Here is a 22,197-nt window from a genome sequence, read left to right on the forward strand (position 1 = left end):
CCCGACCACGTGTAGGTCGAACCCGACTCCTTGGAGGTCGAGCCTGACTCCTTGGAGGTCGAGCCTGACCCTGTAGAGGTCGAGCCCGATCCTGTAGAGGTCGAGCCCGATCCTGTAGAGGTCGAGCCCGATCCCGTACGGGCCGAACCCGACCTCCTAGAGGCTGCCCCCACCCCGTAGGGGCCGAACCCGACCCCCTGGAGGCCGGCCCGACCCTGTAGCCGTCGAGCGCGGGGTCAGTCGAGGACGCCGAGGTCCTGGCGGGCGGAGGGGACCTCGACGGTGCCGCGGTCGTCGACGAGGGTCTGGACGGTGAACATCGGGATGCCGTCCTGGGGGACGGCGAGGGTGCGGGCGGCGTAGACCTTGCCGCCGGAGACGGGTTCGACGGTCAGGGCGTAGGAGCCGTTGAGGCCTTGGGGGACGAGGTCGGTCACGGCCGTGGTGGTGCCGGCCTTGAGGGTGAGGGTCCGGGAGACGGGGGTGCCCGCGCCGGAGCCCGCCGATGCGGTGACCTTGACCTGGGCGGCGGCCCCGGGGGCGGTGAGGGACAGGGTCGTGGCCTTGGCGCGGTTGTCGGCGACGGTCGCGCGGGCGGAGACGGCCGCGGTCGCCGGGATGAACGCGACCTCGGTGTCGGCGCCCTTGCCCCGGACCACGCGGAGGGCGGCCACGATCGGGGTGGCCTTCTTCGGGTCGCTCGGGGTGAGGACCAGGGAGCCCGCCTCGCCGCGGGTGAGGTCGGGCAGGTCGACGGAGGCCGTCATACCGGACTTCACGTGCAGGGAGCCGGCGCCGGCCGGGACGATGGTGCCGGCGGCGGTGACCAGCTGGACCTTCAGGTCGGCGTCGTCGTCGCCGGGGGCGAAGGCCACGAGCCGTACGGAGGTGGCGTCGGACGGGATGCCGGGGAGCACGGCAGTGCTCGCCGGGTCGGCCGCGGGGGCGATCCAGTCGCTGCCGAGCTTCTCGTCGGCGGCGCCGATGGCGGCGCCGACGCGTCCGCTGCGGGTGGTGACGTGGACGGTGACGTCGGGCTTCGCGGTCTCGCCGGTGAGGGTGGAGAGGAGCACCGGGACCGTGGAGCGGGGCGGGACCGGGATGCCCTCGGTGAACTGGGACTTGAGGGCGCCCTCGGGGCCGTACAGCTCGATGTCGGCGACGGCGGCCGTGTCGTCCGGGTTGGTGAGGTGGACGTAGTCCTGGCGTTCCTTGGCGGTGGAGGCCGCCGGGAACCAGAAGTCGGTGTCGGGGGCGCCACAGGTGAGGCCGAGGAGGCCGCGCGCGCCGCCCGCCTCGACGACGGTGGTCTGCTGGACGGTCCAGCCGGGGGCGAGGGTGCCGGTCGCGGCACCGGTGAGGGCGGGTACGACGGCGCCCTTCGCCTCGGCGGTGACGGGCTTGCCGGGGGTGGTGACGGTGGCGGGTGCCTGGGGGGCCTTGGACTTCTTCCCACTGGGGGCGGTGCCGCCGGAGGGGGTCGTGCTGGTGGCGGGTGTCAGCCGGGCGGTGGGCTGCCCGGTCTTGCCGGAGCCCGAGGCCGAGCCGGCCCCGGTGGCCGAGCCCGAACCGGTGCTCGTGCCCGTGCCCGGCGGGGTGTACGAGGTGTAGACGGTCTCGGCCACTTCGGAGGTGCTCGGGACCGGGCAGACCAGGCCGGCGCGCTCCACCGGGAGGCGGGTGGTGGCCTTCGCCTCGGGCGCGGCGGTGTCGGCGGGGGCGGTGAGGGCCGCGAAGCCGGTGACGGCGGCGAGGGCCGTGGCGCCCGCGATCAGGGAGAGGGTCGTGCGGTTCACTGGTTGCTGCTCCCGTCGGGACGCTGCTCGGTCTCGTGGCCCTGGGGGTGTCCGTAGCCGTAGCCGTACGGGTCGTACGCCTGCTGGTCGTACTGCTGCGGGTCGTACGCCTGCTGCTGGTCGTACTGCTGCTGCGGCTGCTCGTAGCCCTGGCCGGCGTAGGGCTGCTCGGCGTAGCCCTGGTCCGCGTAGGGCTGCTGTTCGTAGCCCTGCTGGGGGTACGCGTACGGCTGCTGCTGGTACGGGTCGGCCGCGTACTCCTGGTAGTAGCCCTGGTCGGCGTACGGCTGGGCCTGGGGCTGGGTCTGGTCCTGAGCCTGGGGCTGGGACTGGGACTGGGTCTGGGCGTAGGCCGGGTCGTGACCGGTGTCCCACTCGCGGGGCTCGTGGGTCTGCTGCTCGGGGATCGCGGCAGATTCGGTCTCCGGGGTGGCGGCGGTCTCCGCCTCGGCCTCCGCGGCGGCGCGCAGGCGGCGGGCCCGGCGGCCGTCGCCATCGATGGCCTGGGCGGGGATCGCGAGCTCCTCCTCGGGCAGGTCGTCGTCGATCTCGCGGCGCCGCCCGGGCAGGGCGAGGACGAGGAGGACGACGGCGAGGCCGACCTGGGCCCAGATCCACGCGGCGTGGGTGAGCGGCTCGTCGTACGTGAGGTCGAGGCGGCCGCCCTGGGCGGGGAGCTGGAAGCCCTGGGCCCAGCCGTCGACGGTGGTGCGGTTCAGTTCCTTGCCGTCGAGGGTGGCGGTCCAGCCGTCGGCGGCGCGGTCGGCGAGGCGCAGGACGCGGCCTTCGGGTCCTGCCGGGACCTCGGTGTGGGCCTCGACGGGGCCCGCGGCGACGGCGACCGGCTTGGCGGTCTCGCTCTGGGCTCCGGCCCCGGGCTTGGCGTCGGCGGGCTTGGCGTCCTCCGTCGTGGCGGCGGGCGGGACGATCATGATCCGGGCGATCTCGCGGTCCACGCGCCAGAGCGCGCTGCCGTCGAGCTGGCTGAGGCGGCTGAGGCCGGGGGTGGAGTCCAGGACGCGGCTGACCTGGCGCGGTGCGCCGTCGCGTACGAGGACGTAGCGGATCGCGTAGCCGCTGAGCTCTTCGGTCTGGTCGGCGCCGGAGCCGGCGACAAGGTGGGCGACGACGACGTCGAGGCGGGGATCGGCGTCGGCGGCGGCCGTCAGCTCGCCGTCGCCGAGGCGGGCGCCGGAGCCGCGGACCAGGGTGTAGGAGACCTCGCCGGGGGTGGTGCCGCCGAGGACGAGGGTGCGGGGCTGGTCGCGGGTGCCGCTCTCCTCGGCCACGAAGGCGGGGACCTGGACCGGGTCGCGCCGGGTCAGCGGGCCGTCGGCGCCGCCGATCATCCAGCCGGCGGCGGCGACGGCGGGGCCGAGGGCGCAGGCGAGGGCGATGAGGGCGGCGACGGGCTGGCGCCAGCCGAAGCCGTGGGCGGCGACGCGGGTGCGGCCGCCTTCGGCGCCGATCATGCCGGCGGCCAGGAGGGCGGCGCCGTAGACGAGGGTGGCGGGTCCGGCCCAGCCGGTGCCGCCGGCGCCGTTGGAGACGGCGGCGAAGAGGAGGCCGGCGAGGGCGGCGGCCCAGGCGGCGCGGACGGCGACCTGGCGGTCCTCGCGCAGCAGCCCGGCGAGGGCGGCGAGCACGAGGCCGATGAGCAGGAGGCCGCCCGTGGTGCCGGGCCCGCCGGGGCTGGTCCCGAGCAGGTCGAGCGCGCTCGCCGTGCCCGTACGGACGTCGAGGCCGGCCTCGCGCAGGAAGGCGGAGGGCCCGGTCAGGAGGGAGAGCGACCAGGGCGCGAGGACGAGGAGCGGGGTGCCGACGGCGGCGAGGAAGCGGAGCCCGTACGCCGTGAGGTCGGTGCGGCGCACGGCGAGGACGCCGAGGCCGAGGAGGACGGCCAGCGGCCACACGATCGGGGTGAACGCCATCGCGAACGTGAGCAGGAAGGTGTACGCCCAGGTGGCACGCCAGCTGCCTCGGTCGGGCCGGTTGAAGCCGTGGGCGGCGACGGCGGCGCGGGCGATCAGCGGGAGCAGGATCGCGAGGACGGCGGTGCCGAGCCGGCCGGCGGCGAGGGCGCCGGTGGCGGCGGGCAGGAAGGCGTACGCGATGGCGGCCCAGGCGCGCAGGAGCCGGGACTCGACGATGCCGCGGGCCGCGAAGTAGGCGGTGAAGCCGGCGAGCGGGACCGAGCAGACGAGGAGCAGGGTCAGCGCGGTGGAGGTGGAGCCGAGGAACAGCGCGGAGAGCGCGGCCAGGACGGCGAGGTAGGGCGGGGCGCTCTGGGTGCCGCCGGTGCCGAGGGCGTGCCAGCCGTCGGCGTACCGCGACCAGAGGCCGGAGACGGTGTCGGGGGCGGGCAGCAGGGCGCCGCCGGCCAGCGAGCCGCCGGCGAAGAGGTTGCGGCAGGCGACGAGGGAGATGAGGAGCAGCAGGCCGAAGAGGACCGGGCCGGGCTTGCGGGCGATCTTCTTGAGCCGGGCGAACTGCTCGATCTCCAGGTAGTCGGCGTCGTCGCCGCCGGGTCCGGACTCGACGACGCCGTGGCGGGAGCCGCCGGAGTCGGCCTCGCTGCCGCCGAAGTTGGCGGTGAACTGCTCGGCGGCGGCGCGGACGGTGGCGCCGGGCGGCGGGAAGAGGGGGCGGAGTTCGCTCGCCGGGACGGCCGGGTTCTTGCGGCGCTTGCGGGCGGCCAGGATCTTCTCGGGCCGCAGCAGGGTGGCGAGGAGGCCCATGACCTCGTCGACGGCCTGGCCGGGGACCTTGCCGACGAGGTAGGCGAGGGTGCGCAGCAGGGTGCTGACGACGAGCCGCAGGAACACGTACGGCAGGGCGGCGCCGCGGCTGTTGGCGAGCAGGGTGTAGACGGCGCCGGCCTTGTCGACGCGGTGCGGGTTGGCGGCGGTGCGGCCGGCGCAATCGACGGTGCGGCGCTCGCGGGCGGACGCCTCGGCGTGCCGCAGGACGGCGTCGGGGGCGATGAGGACGCGGTGGCCGGCGGAGTGGGCGCGCCAGCACAGGTCGACGTCGTCGCGCATGAGGGGCAGGCGGCGGTCGAAGCCGCCGAGTTCCTCGAAGACGTCGCGGCGGATCAGCATGCCGGCGGTGGAGACGGAGAGGACGGAGCGGATCTGGTCGTGCTGGCCCTGGTCCTGCTCGCGGCGGTCGAGTCCGGTCCAGCGGCGGCCGCTGCGGGCGATGGAGACGCCGGTCTCCAGGAGCTGCTTCCGGTCGTACCAGCCGCGCAGCTTGGGTCCGATGACGGCGGCGTCGGAGTCGGAGTCGGCGACGCGGAGGAGTTCGGCGAGGGCGCCGGGCTCGGGGGCGCAGTCGTCGTGGAGCAGCCAGAGCCACTGCACCGGTTCGCCGTGCGGGAGTTCGGGGAGGTCGTACGCCTCGTCGTTCCAGGACCGGCTGACGGGGTCCCAGCCGCTGGGGCGCTTCAGGTAGGGCAGGTCCTCGGGTCCGAGTACGGGCGCGGTGCGGGCGGCCTCCTCGACGGCGGCGCCGAAGCCGGTGCGGCGTGCGAGGTGGAGGACGCGGTCGGCGCCGACGGCGTCGGCGACGAGCTGGGCCGAGTCGTCGGCGCTGCCGGTGTCGGCCGCCATCACGTTCTGCACGGGGCGTTCCTGTGCGAGCAGCCCGGCGAGGGCGTCCGGCAGCCAGCGGGCGCCGTCGTGGGTGACGAGCACGGCGGTGACGACGTGTCGCGGAAACTCAGGAGTTGAGGACATCGAGCTACGGGCCCTCCGGCCGGGGTCGCCCGTGATGGGCGTGGGGAGCGTCTCGGACGGAGGCCCACACTAACGGCTGCGCGCGGGGCGGTCCGCCCCTGCGGACGGTGCCCTGTGGACAGAGCACGCAGAACGGTCCGCCGCCTGTGGATGAGGCACAGGGGGCGGACCGTTCGCGATGTCGTGGTGCGCGCGCCGTGGCGCGGGGTGCCCGGAAGGGGTCCGGGGCCTGGTGCCGCTCAGACGGCGGCCTTCTTGAGACGACGGCGCTCCCGCTCGGAGAGGCCGCCCCAGATGCCGAACCGTTCGTCGTTCTGCAGGGCGTATTCGAGGCACTCGGAGCGGACCTCGCAGGCGAGGCAGACCTTCTTGGCCTCGCGGGTCGAGCCGCCCTTCTCGGGGAAGAAGGACTCGGGATCGGTCTGGGCGCACAGCGCGCGCTCCTGCCAGCCGAGTTCCTCGTCCGCGTCCTCGACCAGCAGTTCCTGGAACAACTCGGTCATGTGCGCCCCTCGTCTGTTCTGTGCGTCCCCGTGGTGTTGCCGTTGCGAACCCGGCCGAACGACACGAGTGAAATTACAAGTTTGTGCTCTGTGCGAGTCAAGCGGAGATCTGCTATTGGGCCCCGTATTCACTCTGCGGAACCAAGCCTATGCGGAAAGTGTTCAAATCACCAAAAAACGTGACACTTGCCACCGGCTTGGCCGTGCTGCATGACCCTCCGCGAGGAGGAACCGACCCTCCACGAGAGAGGAGCTCGACCCTCCGTGGGAGCAGGGGGTCGACCCTTCACAGGGGAGGACGTCCGAGACTTGGATCTTGTTGCGATCCAGCCGAGGAAGCGACCCGGATCACAGTCCGATCACGGACCGTGACGAGCCGGCCGGGACCGATCTCGCGGGCGCCGCCATGTTTACGGGCGCGGTTGAAGCGCCATCTCTCCTGGTCCACGGCTGAACAAACCTTTCTCCGCGGACTGTAACCGGATGAGGTGAAACATTACCGCCAAATCGGGCATTGAGTTGACAGTCGGGTGCTCTTCCCGCCACCTTTGGTGGCATGCCAGCGACCACAGCGCCCGCCGCGACCCACGCCCGTGGGTTCCGCCGCGCTGTCCAGGCGCGCTGTTGCTGTTGTTGTTCCAGCTGTTGATGCCGTAGAGCTCCAGCTTCTTCTCCCAGCGTCACCCTGCGTCACTCGCGTCACGTCTTCCCGTGGCCCTCCACCGCTTCTGTTTCTGCTGAGGAACCTCCCCATCCCATGAACATGGACAGCGACCTTCAGATCGCCGGCGACATCCTCGAGGTCCCGCACCTCCTCCAGCCCGAGCGCGCCCACCCCGTCACCGTGGCCGAGTTCGCCGGCCTCGCACGCTCGATCGCCGACGACCGCTCCCAGTGGGCCCCGTACGTCGAGTACGACGCCACCACCCGCTGGTACCACCGGCTGCGCACCGGACCCGGCTACGAGGTGTGGCTGCTCTCCTGGGTGCCCGGCCAGGGCAGCGGCCTCCACGACCACGGCGTCTCCTCCGGCGTCCTGACCGTCCTGCAGGGCGAGTTGACGGAGCGTACGGACCGGGGCGTGCGGACGCTCACCGGGGGCGCGCAGCGCGTTTTCGCGCCCGGGTACATCCACGAGGTCGTCAACGACTCCCTCGAACCGGCCGTGAGCCTGCACGTCTACTTCCCCGGCCTCACGGAGATGCCGATGCACGAGTCGCTCCAGGCCCGCTGCGCCCCGGCCTCCCTCGCCCCGGCCGGCTTCGGAGCGAGCGCGGTCTGACGGACTCGTCCGTGACCGGCAGCGGGCTCGCGCGTCCCGGCGGGCTCCGGAGCAGCCGCGGACCGGCGGACTCGTCCGAGACCCGAGTGCCACCGCTCATACGATCGGCCCGCGGCTGACAGACTGTCCGCATGCGCATTGTGGCTCTGGCCGGTGGTATCGGTGGTGCTCGCTTCCTTCGCGGCCTCAAGCAGGCCGCTCCGGACGCGGAGATCACGGTCATCGGCAACACCGGTGACGACATCCATCTCTTCGGGCTGAAGGTCTGCCCCGACCTGGACACGGTGATGTACACCCTCGGCGGTGGCATCAACGAGGAACAGGGCTGGGGCCGCCTCGACGAGTCCTTCACGGTCAAGGAGGAACTCGCGGCGTACGGCGTCGGACCCGAGTGGTTCGGCCTGGGCGACCGTGACTTCGCGACCCACATCGTCCGTACGCAGATGCTCGGCGCGGGCTACCCGCTGAGCGCCGTCACCGAGGCGCTGTGCGCCCGCTGGCAGCCCGGCGTACGCCTCCTCCCCATGTCCGACGACCGCGTCGAGACGCACGTGGCGATCGAGGTCGACGGCGAGCAGCGCGCGGTGCACTTCCAGGAGTACTGGGTGAAGCTGCGCGCCTCCGTGGACGCGAAGGCGATCGTGCCCGTCGGCGCGGAGACCGCGAAGCCCGCGCCGGGCGTCCTCGACGCGATCGCCGCGGCGGACGTCATCCTCTTCCCGCCGTCCAACCCCGTGGTGAGCGTCGGGACGATCCTGGCCGTGCCCGGGATCCGCGACGCAGTCGTCGCGGCCGGGGCACCGGTCGTGGGCCTCTCCCCCATCGTCGGCGACGCGCCCGTGCGCGGCATGGCCGACAAGGTGCTCGCGGCGGTGGGCGTGGAGTCCACGGCCGCGGCGGTCGCCCGGCACTACGGCTCCGAGCTGATCGACGGCTGGCTCGTCGACACCGTGGACGCGGGCGCCGTCGCGGACGTCGAGGAGGCGGGCATCCGCTGCCGCGCCGTACCGCTGATGATGACCGACGTGGACGCCACCGCCGCGATGGCGCGGGAAGCCCTGCGGCTCGCCGAGGAGGTGCGCGCGTGACCGCCATATCCCCCTCGTCGTGCCGGGTCCGGGCGCTCGCCGGGGAGGTGCGCGCGTGACCGCCGCACCCCCCTCGTACCGGGTCTGGGCGCTCGCCGGGCTGCCGGAGGTTTCCGCCGGGGACGATCTGGCCAAGCTGATCGCCTCCGCGGCGCCCGAACTCGTCGACGGGGACGTCCTCCTCGTCACCTCCAAGATCGTGAGCAAGGCCGAGGGGCGGGTGATCGCCGCCGAGGACCGCGAGGCGGCGATAGACGCCGAGACGGTACGCGTGGTGGCGCGGCGCGGCCCGCTGCGGATCGTCGAGAACCGGCAGGGGCTCGTCATGGCCGCCGCCGGGGTCGACGCCTCCAACACCCCCTCCGGAACAGTGCTGTTGCTGCCCGAGGACCCCGACGCCTCGGCCCGCCGCATCCGGACCGGCCTGCGCGACGCGCTCGGCGTCGACGTGGGCGTCGTCGTCACGGACACCTTCGGCCGGCCCTGGCGCGCCGGACTCACCGACGTCGCCATCGGCGCGGCCGGCGTGCGGGTCCTCGACGACCTGCGCGGCGGCACCGACGCGCACGGCAACCCGCTGAGCGCGACCGTCGTCGCCACCGCCGACGAACTCGCCGCCGCCGGCGACCTCGTGAAGGGCAAGGCGTCCGGTCTCCCCGTCGCCGTCGTCCGCGGCCTGCCGCACGTCGTCGCCGACGACGAACAGCCGGGCGCCCGGGCCCTCGTACGCGACCCCGCCGACGACATGTTCCGGCTCGGGACCTCGGAGGCCGTACGGGAGGCGCTGACGCTGCGCCGGACGGTGCGGGAGTTCACCGCCGACCCCGTCGACCCCGGCTCCGTACGGCGGGCCGTCGCCGCGGCCGTGACCGCGCCCGCCCCGCACCACACCACGCCCTGGCGGTTCGTGCTCCTGGAGTCCCCCGAGTCCCGGACACGGCTGCTCGACGCCATGCGGGACGCCTGGATCGCCGACCTCCGCCGGGACGGCAAGTCCGAGGACTCCATCGCCAAGCGGGTGCGGCGCGGGGACGTCCTGCGCAACGCCCCCTACCTGGCCGTCCCCTGCCTCGTCATGGACGGCTCCCACCACTACGGCGACCCGCGCCGCGACGCCGCCGAGCGCGAGATGTTCGTCGTCGCCGCGGGCGCGGGCGTCCAGAACTTCCTCGTCGCCCTCGCCGGCGAGCGGCTCGGCTCCGCCTGGGTCTCCTCGACCATGTTCTGCCGCGACGTCGTCCGCGAGGTCCTCGACCTCCCCGCCCACTGGGACCCGCTCGGCGCCGTGGCCATCGGCCACCCGGCGGCCCCGCCCAAGGAACGGCCGGCACGGGTGGCCACGGAGTTCCTGGAGGTGCGCTGAGCGCGGGCGGGGCGGTGCAGGGCAGGGCGGTGCAGGGCGGGCGGGGCGGGGCGTCGAAGCGCGTGGTGGCGTTCCGTGGTCGGAGGCCGGTGGTCGGTAGCCGCGGTGGTCGGCCTGAGGCCGGTGGTCGGCGGCTCTTTCAGAGGGCGGTGATGTCGCCCGGGGTCATGCGGGGCGCCCTGCGGGGTGGGACGCGGCCACTGAGGAGGATGAGGCGGGCGGCGCGGTGGCGCTGGCCCGCGTATGGCTCCAGGAGGGCGAGCATCGTCGCGTCGTCGGCGGTACGGTCGCCCGCGAGGGCCCAGCCGACGATGCCCGGCAGGTGCAGGTCTCCCGTGGTGACCTCGTCGGCGGCGCCGTTGCTCCGCTGAATCGTCTCGGCGCTCGTCCACGGCCCGATACCCGGGATCAGTTCCAGGCGCGTGCGTGCCGCCGGTCCGTCCATCTGCGCGGCCTCCTCCAGGCGGGCCGCCACCCGCGCCGCCCGGACGATCGTGGCCGAGCGCTTGCCGTCGACGTTCGCCCGGTGCCACTCCCAGGACGGGATCTGCGTCCACGTCCGGGCATCGGGCATCGCGAACATGCCCTCCGGCGCGGGGCCCGGCGCCGGCTCCCCGTACTTCCGCACCAGGACGCGCCACGCTCCGTACGCCTCGTGCGTGGTGACCTTCTGCTCCAGGATCGACGGGATCAGCGACTCCAGGACCAGGCCGGTCCTCGTCAGACGCAGCCCCGGACGACGGCGGTGCGTCGCCAGCAGCAGCTTGTGCCGGGGAACGAAGGCCGTCGGGTCGTCCTCCGCGCCCAAGAGCGCCGGCAGGGTTTCCCGGAGCCATTCCGCTCCCGGGCCCCACGCCTCCGCCTCGATCCCGCCGCCCGGCGCGGTACGCACGCGCAGCGTGCCCGGGCCGTCCGGGGTGCGGGTCGCCCTCCAGATCGAGCCGTCGGGGGTGGTTCGGAAGGTGGGGTCGGAGGGGCCGCGGCGGAGGGGGCCGAGGGTGAGGGCCAGGTCCGGGTCGGTGGGGTGCGGCTGGGTCTGGGCCTGCCACCGGGGCTGCCGCGCGGCTTGGGTGTGTCCCTCGGGCTGGGCCTGTCCCTGGGCGGGGGGCTGGGGGGTGGGTACGGGAATGTGGCCGCCGCGGATGGTGGTGCGGGTGGGTTTGGGGTGGAAGCGGCCGGCCATGGGATGAGCGTAGCTCGCCGGCTTGGGTGGGAAGCGGCTGTGCGGGCCTGTGGTCGGGCCCGTGGGGCCCGCGCCATAGGGGCTTGCGCCCCGTGCCTCGTTGGCCCGCGGCGTGGGCTGTCGCCCTGCCTCGTGTGAGCGCGGGCCGTGTGGCGCCCCGCCCCGTGGGGCCTGCGGCTTCCTGGGCTGTCGCCCTCAGACGGTGTGTGGGCCCGCGCGCGTGGGGGCCTGCAGCCGCCTCCGTGTGGGCCCGCGCGCGTGGGGGCTTGCACCCGCCTCCGCCTCCGTATGGGCCCCCGCGCGTGGGGGCCTGCGCCCCGCCCCGTGTGGGCAATCGTCCCGCTGGGGCGGGACGGGTGGGCACACGGGACGGCGCGCTTGGCGGCGCCTCCGCCCCTGTCGCCTGGACCCGCACCGAGTTGTGCGCCGAGCATGGGTGCGGGTTCGGGCGCGGAAGCCTGGGCCCGGCAAGGGGCGCCGTCCGTTGTGCCCACCCGTTCCGCCCCGGCGGAACGATTGCCCACAACGGGGTGGGCGGGGTTACGGGTGGGCACCGCCCCGGCGGAACGATTGCCCACGATGGGTGGGGGGGGCGGTTAGAGGCGGCCCTGGTATTTGGCTGAGGTGGTGCGGGTGGTGGGGAGTTTGTTGTAGAGGCGGACGCCGGGGCATTCGGTGGCGAAGCCGTCGCGGTGGCCGGCGATGGCGTTGAAGCGGACGGTCTTGCCCTTGCGGTAGCGGTTGCCGCCGCCGGAGACGAGGTAGGCGGGTCCCTTGGGGTTGACGCCGTGGAGGCCGAGCTTCCAGGCGGTGAGGCGGGCGATGGCGGTGACGGCGGCGGCCGGGGGTGCGCTGCGGCTGTAGGTGCCGAGGACGGCGATGCCCATGCTGTTGGTGTTGAAGCCGAGGGTGTGGGCGCCGAGGACCGGCTTGGCGACGCCGCCGGCACGGCCTTCGTAGATGTTGCCGCACTTGTCGACGGCGAAGTTGTAGCCGAAGTCCCGCCAGCCGCTGCTCTTGACGTGGTAGCGGTAGATGCTGCGGAGGACGGAGGGGGCCTGGCGGCAGCTGTAGTTGTTGCCGGTGGCGCTGTGGTGGACGAAGGCGGCCTTGATGGTCTTCGTGTAGACGAAGCCCTTCTCGCGGAGCCGTTCGTCGGCTCCCCAGCCCTTGCGGGTGATGATCTTGGGGCGGGGGCCGATGTACGGCTTGGCGGCGGCGTTCGCGACGGGGGCGTGCGCGACGGTCCGGGGCGGCGCCTGTCGGATCGCGAGCTCCGTCTTCTCCTTCGACAGGGCGGGGATCCAGGTCGCGCCGAACGCCGCCAGCTGGGAGTTGACCCCGCTGGCCGCCGCCTCCGCCGCGCTCAGACCGGCCAGGACCGCCGGGAGGCCGGGAGTGGCGGGGGCGGCGGGTGCCGCGGCGGTACGGTTCCGCGGGGCCCCGGCGGCGGGGGCCTCGGGTGCCGGGTCCTCGCCGGGGTCGACGAGTTCGAGGCGCAGGCCGGTGGGGAGCGGTTCCTCACCGTGTACGCGGATCTCGACGCCGTCCGAGTCGCCCACCCACAGGGGTGCCGTGGAGCCCCGGAGGGTCCGGGTGGTGCCCTCCGGGGTGTCCGGGTCGGCTCCGTGTTCCTCGTTGTGGGTCTCCACGTCCTGCCACGCCGACCAGTCGGCGCCGCCGGTGGCCCGGGTGCGGACCTGAACGGTGCCGTGCAGGGGGGCGGCCGGGTCGTCCCAGACGACGCCGACGAGCGAGAAGGGCCTGACGTCGCGTCGGGTGAGCCCCTGCTCGCCCTCGCCGATCGTCCCGTCCCCCGCGGCACGCGTGGAACCGGCCAGCGGCCCGAGCGGCAGGGACTGGGTGGAGCCCGGCAGGTCGGGCGCGGGCGGCAGGGCGCCGGCCGCCTGTGGCGCGGCGGGCCGCGTCGACGCCTGCTCACCGGCCGAGCCCCCTGCCACCGGTGGCGCGGCCTGGGTCGTCGACGGCAGTTCGGGGAGCGCCGGTGGCGCGGCATCGGACGTCGGCGGCAGCTCGGAGACCGCCGGTGGCGCGGCCTGGGAGGTCGACGGCAGTTCGGGGAGCGGTCGTGGCGCCACCGGGGGCGTCGGCGGGAGCTCGCCGGTCGTGTGGGGCGCCGTCGGCGGTGGTGCGGAGAGCGGCTGTGGCCCTGCCGGGGTCGTCGACGGGAGCGCGGAGACCGCCTGGGGCAGCCCGAGTGCCGAGGGCACCGCGGCCGCGGGGGCGGCGAGGGAGACCGGCAGGGCGAGCGCCGCCGCGCAGGTGACGGCGATCGAGGAGGCGAGTGAGGCACGCATGGGCCGATCGTCCGTATCGCGGGGTGGTTCCGCGCGCCGGGAATCCGCCCGGAAACTGACGGGCCGTCGGGCCGACCGGTGGACGGCGTCACCGGTACGGCGGACCGCGCGCGCCCGTCCGCGTACGCTGTCCGGCGTGAACGCCAGCGACCGCACCCCCGCCGACCTGCTGCGATCCGCGCTCGCCGCGGACCCAGGGCGCCCTTTGATCACTTTCTACGACGACGCCACCGGTGAGCGCGTGGAATTGTCCGTCGCCACCTTCGCCAATTGGGTGGCCAAGACGGCGAACCTGCTCCAGGGCGAGTTGTCCGCCGAGCCGGGCGACCGGCTCGCGCTGCTGGTGCCGGCGCACTGGCAGACGGCCGTGTGGCTGCTGGCCTGCTCGTCCGTCGGGGTGACCGTGGAGATCGGCGGCGATCCGGCGGACGCCGACCTGGTGGTCGCGGGTCCCGACACCCTTGAGGCGGGCCTGGCCTGTTCCGGGGAGCGGATCGCGCTCTCCCTGGCCCCGCTGGGCCGCCGGTTCCCCGCCGCGCCCGCCGGGTACGCGGACTACGCGGTCGAGGTGCCGAGCCAGGGCGACCGCTTCGCCCCGTTCGCGCCGGTCGATCCGGATGCTCCGGCCCTCGTCGTCGACGGTACGGAACGCAGCGGCGCGCAGCTTGTCGAGCAGGCCCGCACGGAGGCGGCGACCCTGGGCCTCGCGCCGGGTTCGCGGCTGCTGTCCGGTCTCGGCTACGGCGACTGGCAGGGCCTCGCGGCCGGGCTGTACGCCCCGCTGGCGGCGGGCGGCTCCGTGGTGCTGTGCCGGAACCTGGATCAGCTGGGTGCCGAGGGCCTGGAGAAGCGCGTGGAGAGCGAGCGCGTCACGCACAGCGCGCTCTGACCGGGTGCCGGTTCACTCGGTCGGACCAGCACCGCGCCGAGTCCCCGGGTCCGCACGCCGAGTCCGGTACATGATCGGCGAGGGGGGGTTCGCCCCCTTCCGCACAACCATGCGTCGGGCTCGGCCGTCTCCTTTCACGACCGGTGGCCGCCCGTCGCGCCGCCGACGCCATGAAGGACGGACCCAGACGTGACGGACCGTGCAGGCACGCCCGCCGAACCGGACCCGGCGGCAGCGGAAGAAGAGGCGGTGTCCGGTGCGCCTGAGGAGCCGCGGCGCAAGCGCCACTGGCTGCGGTGGACGGCGCTCGGCGTCTCGGTCGTCGTGCTGGCGGCGGCCGGTGCCGGCTGGTGGTTCTACCGGAAGCTCGACGGCAACATCACCACCGACACCACGGCCGCCGACGAGCTCCGGAGGTACGAGAAGGAGCGCCCGCCCGCGGGCACCTCGACGGCCCGGAACATCCTGCTCATCGGTTCGGACACCCGGGCCGGTGAGGGGAACCGGAAGTACGGCCGGGACAAGGGCACCCAGCGTTCCGACACGACGATCCTGCTGCACCTGTCGGCGGGGAACGCGAGCGCGACCGCCGTCTCCCTCCCCCGCGACCTGATGGTGACGATCCCGAGCTGCCGCAAACCCGACGGGACCCGGACCCGCGAGCAGTTCGCCCAGTTCAACTGGGCCTTCGAGTTCGGCGGTACGGCGTGCACGATCCGTACGGTCGAGAAGCTGACCGGGATCCGGGTGGACCACCACATGGTGATCGACTTCCGGGGCTTCAAGAAGATGGTGGACGCCGTGGACGGGGTGGAGATCTGCCTCAAGGAGCCGGTGAACGACGCCGACGCCCATCTGAAGCTGCCCGCGGGGCGCCAGACGCTCCACGGCGAGCAGGCGCTCGGCTTCGTACGGGCCCGGAAGTCGCTCGGCAACGGCAGCGACACCGAACGCATGGACCGCCAGCAGCAGTTCCTCGGCGCGCTCGTCAACAAGGTGCAGAGCGACGGGGTGCTGCTCAACCCGACCAAGCTGTACCCGGTCCTGGACGCGGCGACCAAGGCGATCACCACGGACCCTGGACTGGACTCGCTGCGGGACCTGTACGACCTCGCGCGCGCCATGCGGTCCGTGCCGACCGAGAAGGTCCAGTTCCTCACGGTGCCGCGGCGCTCGTACTCGTATGACGCGAACCGTGACGAACTGGTGCAACCGGCGGCGAGTCAACTCTTCAAGCAGCTGCGGGAGGACCGGCCCGTCGTGGTGGCGCCGAGCACCGAGGACGACGACCGGAAGCCCGACGCGGACGGGAAGCCCGACGACGCGGACGCCCAGGCACCGTCGCCCACCCCCACCTTCACGGGACGGAACGCGGCGGAAGCGGTGTGCTCATAGCGGGTGACCGACGGGGACGGCGAGTAAAGGGCAACTCAAGGGGAGGGTGGGCTGCGATGAGGTTTGGGCAAATTGTCCAGTTGTAAGCGGCGTGGAATTTGTCACGGACGTCGCCCCACGCTGAACTGGGCGGATAGTGTGACGCGATCCGGTGCACCCCGACCGCGTGGTCGCACTCACCAAGGATCGAACGACCGAGAGAGCGGCGCCCTGTGGGGGAGGCGCCTCGCGTGGCACCGACGGAGGACTCGAGTAACCGTGGACGCGCACAGCCGTGGACGGGCGGACGAGATCGACCCCGCCGACCAGTGGGTTCTCAACCCGCAGACGGGCAATTACGAACTGCGACTGGACCGCTCCGCTGGGCATCCGCAGGCGCCTTCCCGCACCCGCAGACCCTCCTCCGCCGCACCGGCGCCCGCGCCGACCGAGGCGCCCGTTCCCGGTCAGCGCCGCCGCCGCGCCCCCGAACAGACCGGCACTGGCCAGATCCCGCCCCAGAGCCGCCGCAAGCGCAAGCAGGGCACGTCCCGCAAGAAGAAGGTCCTCCTGTGGACCGGCGGAACGATGGCGCTCGTCCTGGTGGGCGGCGCGACCTGGGGGTACATGCTCTACAAGGAGCTCGACGACAACATCCACGTCGTCGACCCCGTCGGCGCCCAGAGCGCGGGCTTCCGCGAGGGCGCGGCCTTCAACGTCCTGATCATCGGCACCGACAAGCGGACCGGCGAGGGCAACAGCGGCTACGGCGACAAGAACAGTCCCGGCCACGCCGACACCACGATCCTCTTCCACGTCTCCAAGGACCGGACGAACGCCACGGCGCTCTCCATCCCGCGCGACCTGATGACGACGATCCCCGAGTGCCAGTCGAAGCAGCCCGACGGGACGATCCTGACCATCCCCGGCCAGCGGCAGGCCCGCTTCAACGTGAGCCTCGGCCAGGACGGCCGCGACCCCGGCTGCACCATGCGCACGGTCAAGGAGCTGACCGGCCTGACCGTCGACCACTTCATGATGGTCGACTTCAACGCCGTCAAGGAGCTGACCACGGCCGTCGGCGGTGTGAAGGTCTGCGTGGAGAAGCCGGTGAACGACAAGAAGTCGCATCTGAAACTGCCGGCCGGTGAATCGACGATCCAGGGCGAGCAGGCGCTCGCCTTCGTCCGCACCCGCTCCAGCTTCGGCAACAAGAGCGACCTGGACCGGATCAAGATCCAGCAGCAGTTCCTGAGTTCGATGATCCGGCAGATGAAGTCGGACGAGACGCTCACCAGCCCGTCGAAGCTGTACGACCTCGCCCAGGCCGCGACGAACGCGCTCACCGTCGACAAGGGCATAGGGTCCCTCGGCAAGCTCCAGGACCTGGCCAAGGAGCTCTCCGGGATCGACACGAAGAACATCGCGTTCACGACGATCCCCGTGGTCGACAATCCGGACGAGCCCACCCCGGTCACCGTCGTGCCTCATCCGACGCAGGCACAGCAGCTGTTCGCGATGCTCCAGTCCGACACCTCGCTCACCGAGGTGAAGAAGCAGCAGCAGGAAGCCAAGAACGCGCAGACGCAGGCGGAGGCGGCGCTCCTCAAGGGCACCCGCTCCACCGCCTCCGAGGTGCGCGTCGACGTCTACAACGGCAGCGGCGTCCGCGGCGCGGCCCAGTCGACGATCAACTGGCTTCAGAACGAGCAGGGAGTGAGCCGCTCCACCAACCGGAGCAACGCCCCCGAGAAGGCGGCGAAGACCACGCTCACCTACGCACCGAACCAGGCAGACCAGGCCCGCAAACTCGCGGACATGATGGGTCTGCCCGCCTCGGCTCTCAAGCCGGGCACACAGGACGCCGGGGTACGCGAGCCCATGACGCTCGTCCTCGGCGCCGACTTCAAGGGCGCGGGGGTGCCCGTCACCGGACCGGCAAAGGCGCCGAAGGATCTGGAGAAGCTAGCAGCTGACAAGCAGGTGTGCGCCAAGTGATCCGGAAACACCGGGGCTTGACGCACTCCTGACTGACGAGGGGACCTGGGGTGGGACAGAACAGCGTGCGTGGGGAGGGAACGCGGGGACGCGTTCCGCGCGCCCGTGAACTGGGCTGGGACGACGACCTGTACGGCGCCGGTGAGGCGACCGGCGCGGGTCGCGAGCCTTCCGACGAGGAGGTGGCGGACGCCGACGCGCCCGCTTCGGGCCGGGCCGCGCGCCGTCGCGGTGACGGCGCCGCCGGCGGTACGGGCGGCGGTGAGGGCGCGGGGGGCCGTGCCGCGGCACGGCGGCGCGCCAAGAAGACCGGCAAGCGCAAGGTGCTGCGCTGGACGGCGATCACCCTGTCGTTGCTGATACTCGGCACGGCCGGCGCCGGATACCTGTACTACGAGCACCTGAACGACAACATCCGCGGCGGGGCGCGGGCCGGCGGCGACAGCGGCGTGAAGAAGGCCGCGCCGAACGCGCTGGGCGACACCCCGCTGAACATCCTGCTGATCGGCTCCGACAGCCGGGCGGACGCGAAGAACGTGGCCCTGGGCGGCGGGAAGAACCTCCGGGAGAACAAGCCGCTGGCCGACGTGCAGATGCTGCTGCACGTCTCGGCCGACCGTAAGAACGCGTCGGTGGTCTCCATCCCGCGCGACACGATCGTGCCGATCCCCGAGTGCAGGTCCGCGGACGGCAAGGAGACCTTCCCGGCCACCACCAACCAGCCGATCAACGAGACGCTGGGGCGCGGCGGTCCGGGCTGCACGCTCACCACGTGGGAGAGCCTCACCGGGGTCTACGTCGATCACTGGATCATGGTCGACTTCGCCGGTGTGGTGGCGATGGCCGACGAGGTCGGCGGCGTCCCGGTCTGCGTGAAGTCCGGCGTCAGCGACCACCCGACCAAGCTTCAGCCCGGCGGCTCGGGCCTGAAACTGCCGGTGGGGACGCACGAGATCAAGGGCAAGCAGGCACTCCAGTGGCTGCGCACCCGGCACGCGTTCGGCAGCGACCAGATGCGGGCCAAGGCCCAGCACATGTACATGAACGGCATGGTCGAGAAGCTCCAGAAGCAGAACGCCTGGACCGACACCGGACGCCTCATGGGCCTGGCCGAGACCGCCACCCAGGCGCTCCAGGTCTCCGACGAGATCAAGTCGGTCTCGGGTCTCTTCGACCTGTCGATGCAGCTCAAGAACGTGAAGCTGGACCGCCTCACCACGGCGAACATCCCGACGACCGAGTGGTCGCAGGACAAGAACAAGAACGTCCTGGTCAAGAAGTCGGCCGACAAGATGTTCGCGATGCTCCGCGACGACGTCGCGTTCGACAAGAACGGCGACCCGGCCGGTACGAAGCCGAAGCCGACCGCCTCCGCCAAGCCGAAGGCCACGGCCGAGTCGCCCGGCACGCTCGGCGTGACGGTCGTCAACGGCACCGGCGGCGACGCCGAGCCGGCCGTCGAGGGCCGTGCCCGCACCGTCGCCGAGCTCCTCCAGGGCAAGGGCTTCACGCGGGCCGATTCCTCCAAGGAGGGCGGCAGCCGCGCCGACACCGTGGTCACCTACCCGAAGGCCGAAGCCGACCAGGGCAAGGCGAACGCCCTGTCCGTGGCCAAGGCGCTCGGGCTGCCCGACTCGGCGGTCCGGGCCGACGCGCAGGCCGAGGGCATCACGCTGATCGTCGGCTCCGACTGGCGCGAGGGAACGGTCTACAAGAAGCCGGCCGGCGAGGCCGGCGACATCCCGGACGGCGCGGAGGTGCTGCGGGCCGACACGAAGGACTGCATGTACATCTTCGACCCGTACAAGTGGGACGGAAAGAGCTGATCCGCTCCCCCGCCGAACGCGCGACGGCCGGTCCCCTTCCGGGGTCCGGCCGTCGGCGTGTGTGCGGGGCGGTCGTCAGACCGACTCGGTCTCGCCGGTCTTCACCGCCGGGCGGCGGCTGGCGATGACCTTCCTGGCGAGGGAGCGCGGGCTGGTGAGGAAGCCGTAGCCCCAGGACATGTGCATGGTGGCGAGGGCCACCGGGATCCGGAGGCGGGCCTTGAGGGGCAGGCCCTTGCCGGCCGGGACGGAGCCGACGGCGATGGCGGCGAGGTAGCCGGCCGGGATCACGAAGCCGAGCGGGGTGAGCGTGGCGCCCACGACGAGACCGGCGGCGATGGCGCAGACGGCGGTCGGCGGGGCCAGGTAGCGGAGGTTGATGGAGCCCTGGTGGTAGCGGGCCACCACGTGGCGCCAGCGGCCGTAGTCCTTGTACTGCTTGGCGAGGGCCTTCACGGAGGGCCGCGGGCGGTACTGGACGCGGAGCTCGGGCGAGAACCAGATCAGGCCGCCGGCCTCGCGGATGCGGAAGTTCAGCTCCCAGTCCTGGGCGCGGATGAACTCGACGTTGTAGCCGCCCTGCTGTTCGAGGGCCTCGCGCCGGAAGACGCCCAGGTACACGGTCTCGGCGGGGCCCGCCTCGCCGCCCGTGTGGAAGGCGGCGTTGCCGACACCGATCTTCGAGGTCATCGCGGCGGCGACCGCGTCCTCCCAGGCGTTCTCGCCCTCGGCGTGCATCACACCGCCGACGTTCTGCGCGCCGGTCTCCTCCAGGAGCCGGACGGCGGTGGCGATGTAGTTCGGGGAGAGCATGCCGTGGCCGTCGACGCGCACCACGATCGGGTGATGGGAGGCCTGGATCGCCGCGTTGAGGGCGGCGGGCGTACGACCGGTCGGGTTCGGCACCGTGTGGACGCGGCGCTTGTCCGAGGCGGTTTCGCGCACGAGCTCGGCGGCGATCTCGTCCGTGCGGTCCGTGGACGGGCCGAGGGCGATCACCACCTCCATCTCGCCGTCGTACTCCTGCTCCAGGATGTGACGAACGGAGGTGCGCAGGTACCGCTCCTCGTTGAGGACCGGCATGATCACGGAGACGGGGGGCGTGGCGTTCATTGCCCGCCACGTTACCGCGAATGGGGGACAGCGGTGCGCGCCGAGCGGTCCGGGCGCCCTGACGCTGATCGTATGGGCCTACGGTGCTCACGGTTCCCCTTGTCACACCCGCGGAGGTGTCCGTCCGTGCCCACACCGCCCCGCACGCCCCGTCCCCGGTCCCCCGCCCGCCCCGTACCGGTCCGCCGGCGGCGGCGGAGGCGCCCCCGGTGGGGGATGCGGATGGCGACGGCGCTGTCCGTGGCGGTCCTCGCCGCGGGGGGCATCGGGCACGCCGTGGTGACCGGTCTGGACACCGGGATCACCCGGGTCGACCCGTTCAAGGACATGAAGAACCGGCCGCAGGCCGGGCACGGGATGAACGTGCTGGTCGTCGGCACCGACGGCCGCGACCGGATCACCCCGGAGGAGAGGGCGAAGTACCGGCTCGGCGGCGCGCCCTGCCACTGCACCGACACGGTGATGCTCGTCCACATCTCCGAGGACCGGGAACGGGCCAGCGTGGTGAGCCTGCCCCGCGACTCGTACGCCGAGATGCCCGAGCACACCGACCTCAACAGCGGCAGGAAGCACCGCGCCCACCCGGTGAAGCTGAACGCGGCCTACGCGGAGGGCGGGCCCGCGCTGACCGTGCGGACCGTCGAGTCGATGACCGGCGTCAAGATCGACCACTATCTGGAGGTCGACTTCACCAGCTTCATGAAGACCGTCGACGCCGTCGGCGGCGTGCAGATCTGCACGACCCGGGCGGTCAAGGACGCGTACACCGGGCTCGACCTCGCGGCCGGCACCCACGAACTCGACGGCGGGCAGGCCCTCCAGTACGTCCGCTCCCGGCACATCGACGGCGCCGCCGACATCGGGCGCATGCAGCGTCAGCAGCGGTTCCTGGCGGCGCTCATCGAGCGGACCACCAGCGGCGGGGTGCTGCTCAACCCGGTGCGGTTCCGCGAGGTCGCCACGACGATGCTGAGCTCCGTACGGGCCGACGAGGACTTCGGCACGGACCAGCTGCTCGCCCTCGCGAAGGCGATGCGCGGGTTCACCCCGGCCTCCTCGGAGTTCGTGTCCGTGCCGATCGGGGACATGAGCTTCCCCGTGAAGGGCATCGGGTCGACGGTGAAGTGGGACGCGGCCAAGGCCCAGAAGCTCTTCCAGGCGCTGCGGGAGGACCAACCGCTCGCCCCGCAGAAGGCGGCGAGCTCGTCGAAGGCCCCGAAGGCCGCGGTCGTGGACGTGCCGCCGCGGACGATCCGCGTCCAGGTCTACAACGGGACGCGGACGGACGGGCTCGGCCGCAAGGTCGACGACGCGCTGCGCGCCGGCGGCTTCGACACCACCCGCACCCCGATGACGGGGGCCGGCCGGGAACACGCCCGCACGGTCATCGAGTACGACCCCCGCTGGGACCGCTCGGCGAAGTCCCTCGCGGCGGCGCTGCCGGGGGCGGAGCTGCGGGCGGTGGCGGGTCGGGGCGGGACACTGCGGGTGACGGTGGGCGGGGACTACCGGGGAGTGCGGGGGGTTCGGGCGGAGGACGCGGGGCGGGGCGGGCCGTTCGAGGCGGTGACCGGGGACCAGGTGGTGTGCCCTTAGCCGCGGGCGGCCGTGCCTGGGGGCCGGAGCCTTTTGCGGGCCGGGGCGTGGGGGCCCCTGGGCCGCTGGGGGCCGGGGCCTGTTGCGGGCCGGGGCGTGGGGGGGGCCGGGGCCGCTGGGGGCCGGAGCCT

Annotated in this window: 14 protein-coding genes; 8 read left to right on the forward strand and 6 right to left on the reverse strand. The window is 73.1% G+C overall.

The annotated features are described in order from the left end of the window. Positions 1 to 236: 236 nt before the first annotated feature. The 3 genes from OO54_RS35180 to OO54_RS35190 form a co-directional block, all read right to left on the reverse strand. Positions 237 to 1,796: a DUF5719 family protein gene (locus OO54_RS35180; RefSeq protein ID WP_033210811.1), complete on the reverse strand. Its 1,560-nt coding sequence runs from the start codon at positions 1,794 to 1,796 to the stop codon at positions 237 to 239. After that, positions 1,793 to 5,533 carry a glycosyltransferase family 2 protein gene (locus OO54_RS35185; protein WP_033210814.1) on the reverse strand — a complete coding sequence of 1,247 codons (3,741 nt, stop codon included), beginning with the start codon at positions 5,531 to 5,533 and terminating at the stop codon, positions 1,793 to 1,795. The genes OO54_RS35180 and OO54_RS35185 overlap by 4 nt, the downstream gene beginning before the upstream one ends. 239 nt (positions 5,534 to 5,772) lie before the next feature. Then, a complete protein-coding gene (locus OO54_RS35190; RefSeq protein ID WP_015033978.1) occupies positions 5,773 to 6,036 on the reverse strand; it encodes a WhiB family transcriptional regulator in 264 nt (87 codons plus the stop codon). Positions 6,037 to 6,793: 757 nt separating this feature from the next. Here OO54_RS35190 and OO54_RS35195 point away from each other — a divergent pair. From OO54_RS35195 to OO54_RS35205, 3 genes are all read left to right on the forward strand, one after another. Next, positions 6,794 to 7,318, forward strand: coding sequence for a cysteine dioxygenase (locus OO54_RS35195; RefSeq protein WP_033210817.1), 525 nt, complete (start codon positions 6,794 to 6,796; stop codon positions 7,316 to 7,318). A gap of 131 nt (positions 7,319 to 7,449) precedes the next feature. Continuing rightward, positions 7,450 to 8,406 (forward strand): 2-phospho-L-lactate transferase, encoded by a 957-nt coding sequence (gene cofD / locus OO54_RS35200; protein ID WP_017238347.1) that lies wholly within the window; start codon positions 7,450 to 7,452, stop codon positions 8,404 to 8,406. A gap of 55 nt (positions 8,407 to 8,461) precedes the next feature. Further along, a complete protein-coding gene (locus tag OO54_RS35205) occupies positions 8,462 to 9,769 on the forward strand; it encodes a coenzyme F420-0:L-glutamate ligase (RefSeq protein ID WP_033210819.1) in 1,308 nt (435 codons plus the stop codon). 139 nt (positions 9,770 to 9,908) lie between these two features. Here OO54_RS35205 and OO54_RS35210 read toward each other — a convergent pair whose 3' ends face one another. Both OO54_RS35210 and OO54_RS35215 read right to left on the reverse strand, forming a co-directional pair. Beyond that, on the reverse strand, positions 9,909 to 10,952 hold the full coding sequence (locus OO54_RS35210; RefSeq protein ID WP_033210821.1) for a DNA-3-methyladenine glycosylase family protein: 1,044 nt from the start codon (positions 10,950 to 10,952) through the stop codon (positions 9,909 to 9,911). Between the two features lie 596 nt (positions 10,953 to 11,548). Then, a complete protein-coding gene (locus OO54_RS35215; protein WP_033210823.1) occupies positions 11,549 to 13,270 on the reverse strand; it encodes a peptidoglycan recognition protein family protein in 1,722 nt (573 codons plus the stop codon). Positions 13,271 to 13,406: 136 nt separating this feature from the next. Here OO54_RS35215 and OO54_RS35220 point away from each other — a divergent pair, with 136 nt between their 5' ends. The 4 genes from OO54_RS35220 (at position 13,407) to OO54_RS35235 (ending at position 19,357) form a co-directional block, all read left to right on the forward strand. After that, positions 13,407 to 14,159, forward strand: coding sequence for a TIGR03089 family protein (locus OO54_RS35220; RefSeq protein WP_033210826.1), 753 nt, complete (start codon positions 13,407 to 13,409; stop codon positions 14,157 to 14,159). Positions 14,160 to 14,348: 189 nt separating this feature from the next. Then, positions 14,349 to 15,554, forward strand: a complete 1,206-nt coding sequence (locus OO54_RS35225) for an LCP family protein (protein WP_033210829.1) — start codon at positions 14,349 to 14,351, stop codon at positions 15,552 to 15,554. A gap of 258 nt (positions 15,555 to 15,812) precedes the next feature. Beyond that, positions 15,813 to 17,531 (forward strand): LCP family protein, encoded by a 1,719-nt coding sequence (locus OO54_RS35230; protein ID WP_033210831.1) that lies wholly within the window; start codon positions 15,813 to 15,815, stop codon positions 17,529 to 17,531. 50 nt (positions 17,532 to 17,581) lie between these two features. Next, positions 17,582 to 19,357 carry an LCP family protein gene (locus OO54_RS35235; RefSeq protein ID WP_200146627.1) on the forward strand — a complete coding sequence of 592 codons (1,776 nt, stop codon included), beginning with the start codon at positions 17,582 to 17,584 and terminating at the stop codon, positions 19,355 to 19,357. A 75-nt stretch (positions 19,358 to 19,432) separates the two neighbouring features. Here the strand turns inward: OO54_RS35235 and OO54_RS35240 are convergent, their stop codons facing one another. After that, positions 19,433 to 20,470 carry a glycosyltransferase family 2 protein gene (locus OO54_RS35240; protein WP_033210832.1) on the reverse strand — a complete coding sequence of 346 codons (1,038 nt, stop codon included), beginning with the start codon at positions 20,468 to 20,470 and terminating at the stop codon, positions 19,433 to 19,435. Positions 20,471 to 20,596: 126 nt separating this feature from the next. Here OO54_RS35240 and OO54_RS35245 point away from each other — a divergent pair, with 126 nt between their 5' ends. Further along, a complete protein-coding gene (locus OO54_RS35245; protein ID WP_483414694.1) occupies positions 20,597 to 22,066 on the forward strand; it encodes an LCP family protein in 1,470 nt (489 codons plus the stop codon). Positions 22,067 to 22,197 lie beyond the last annotated feature (131 nt).

Source organism: Streptomyces wedmorensis (assembly GCF_000716445.1).
GTDB lineage: Bacteria > Actinomycetota > Actinomycetes > Streptomycetales > Streptomycetaceae > Streptomyces > Streptomyces wedmorensis.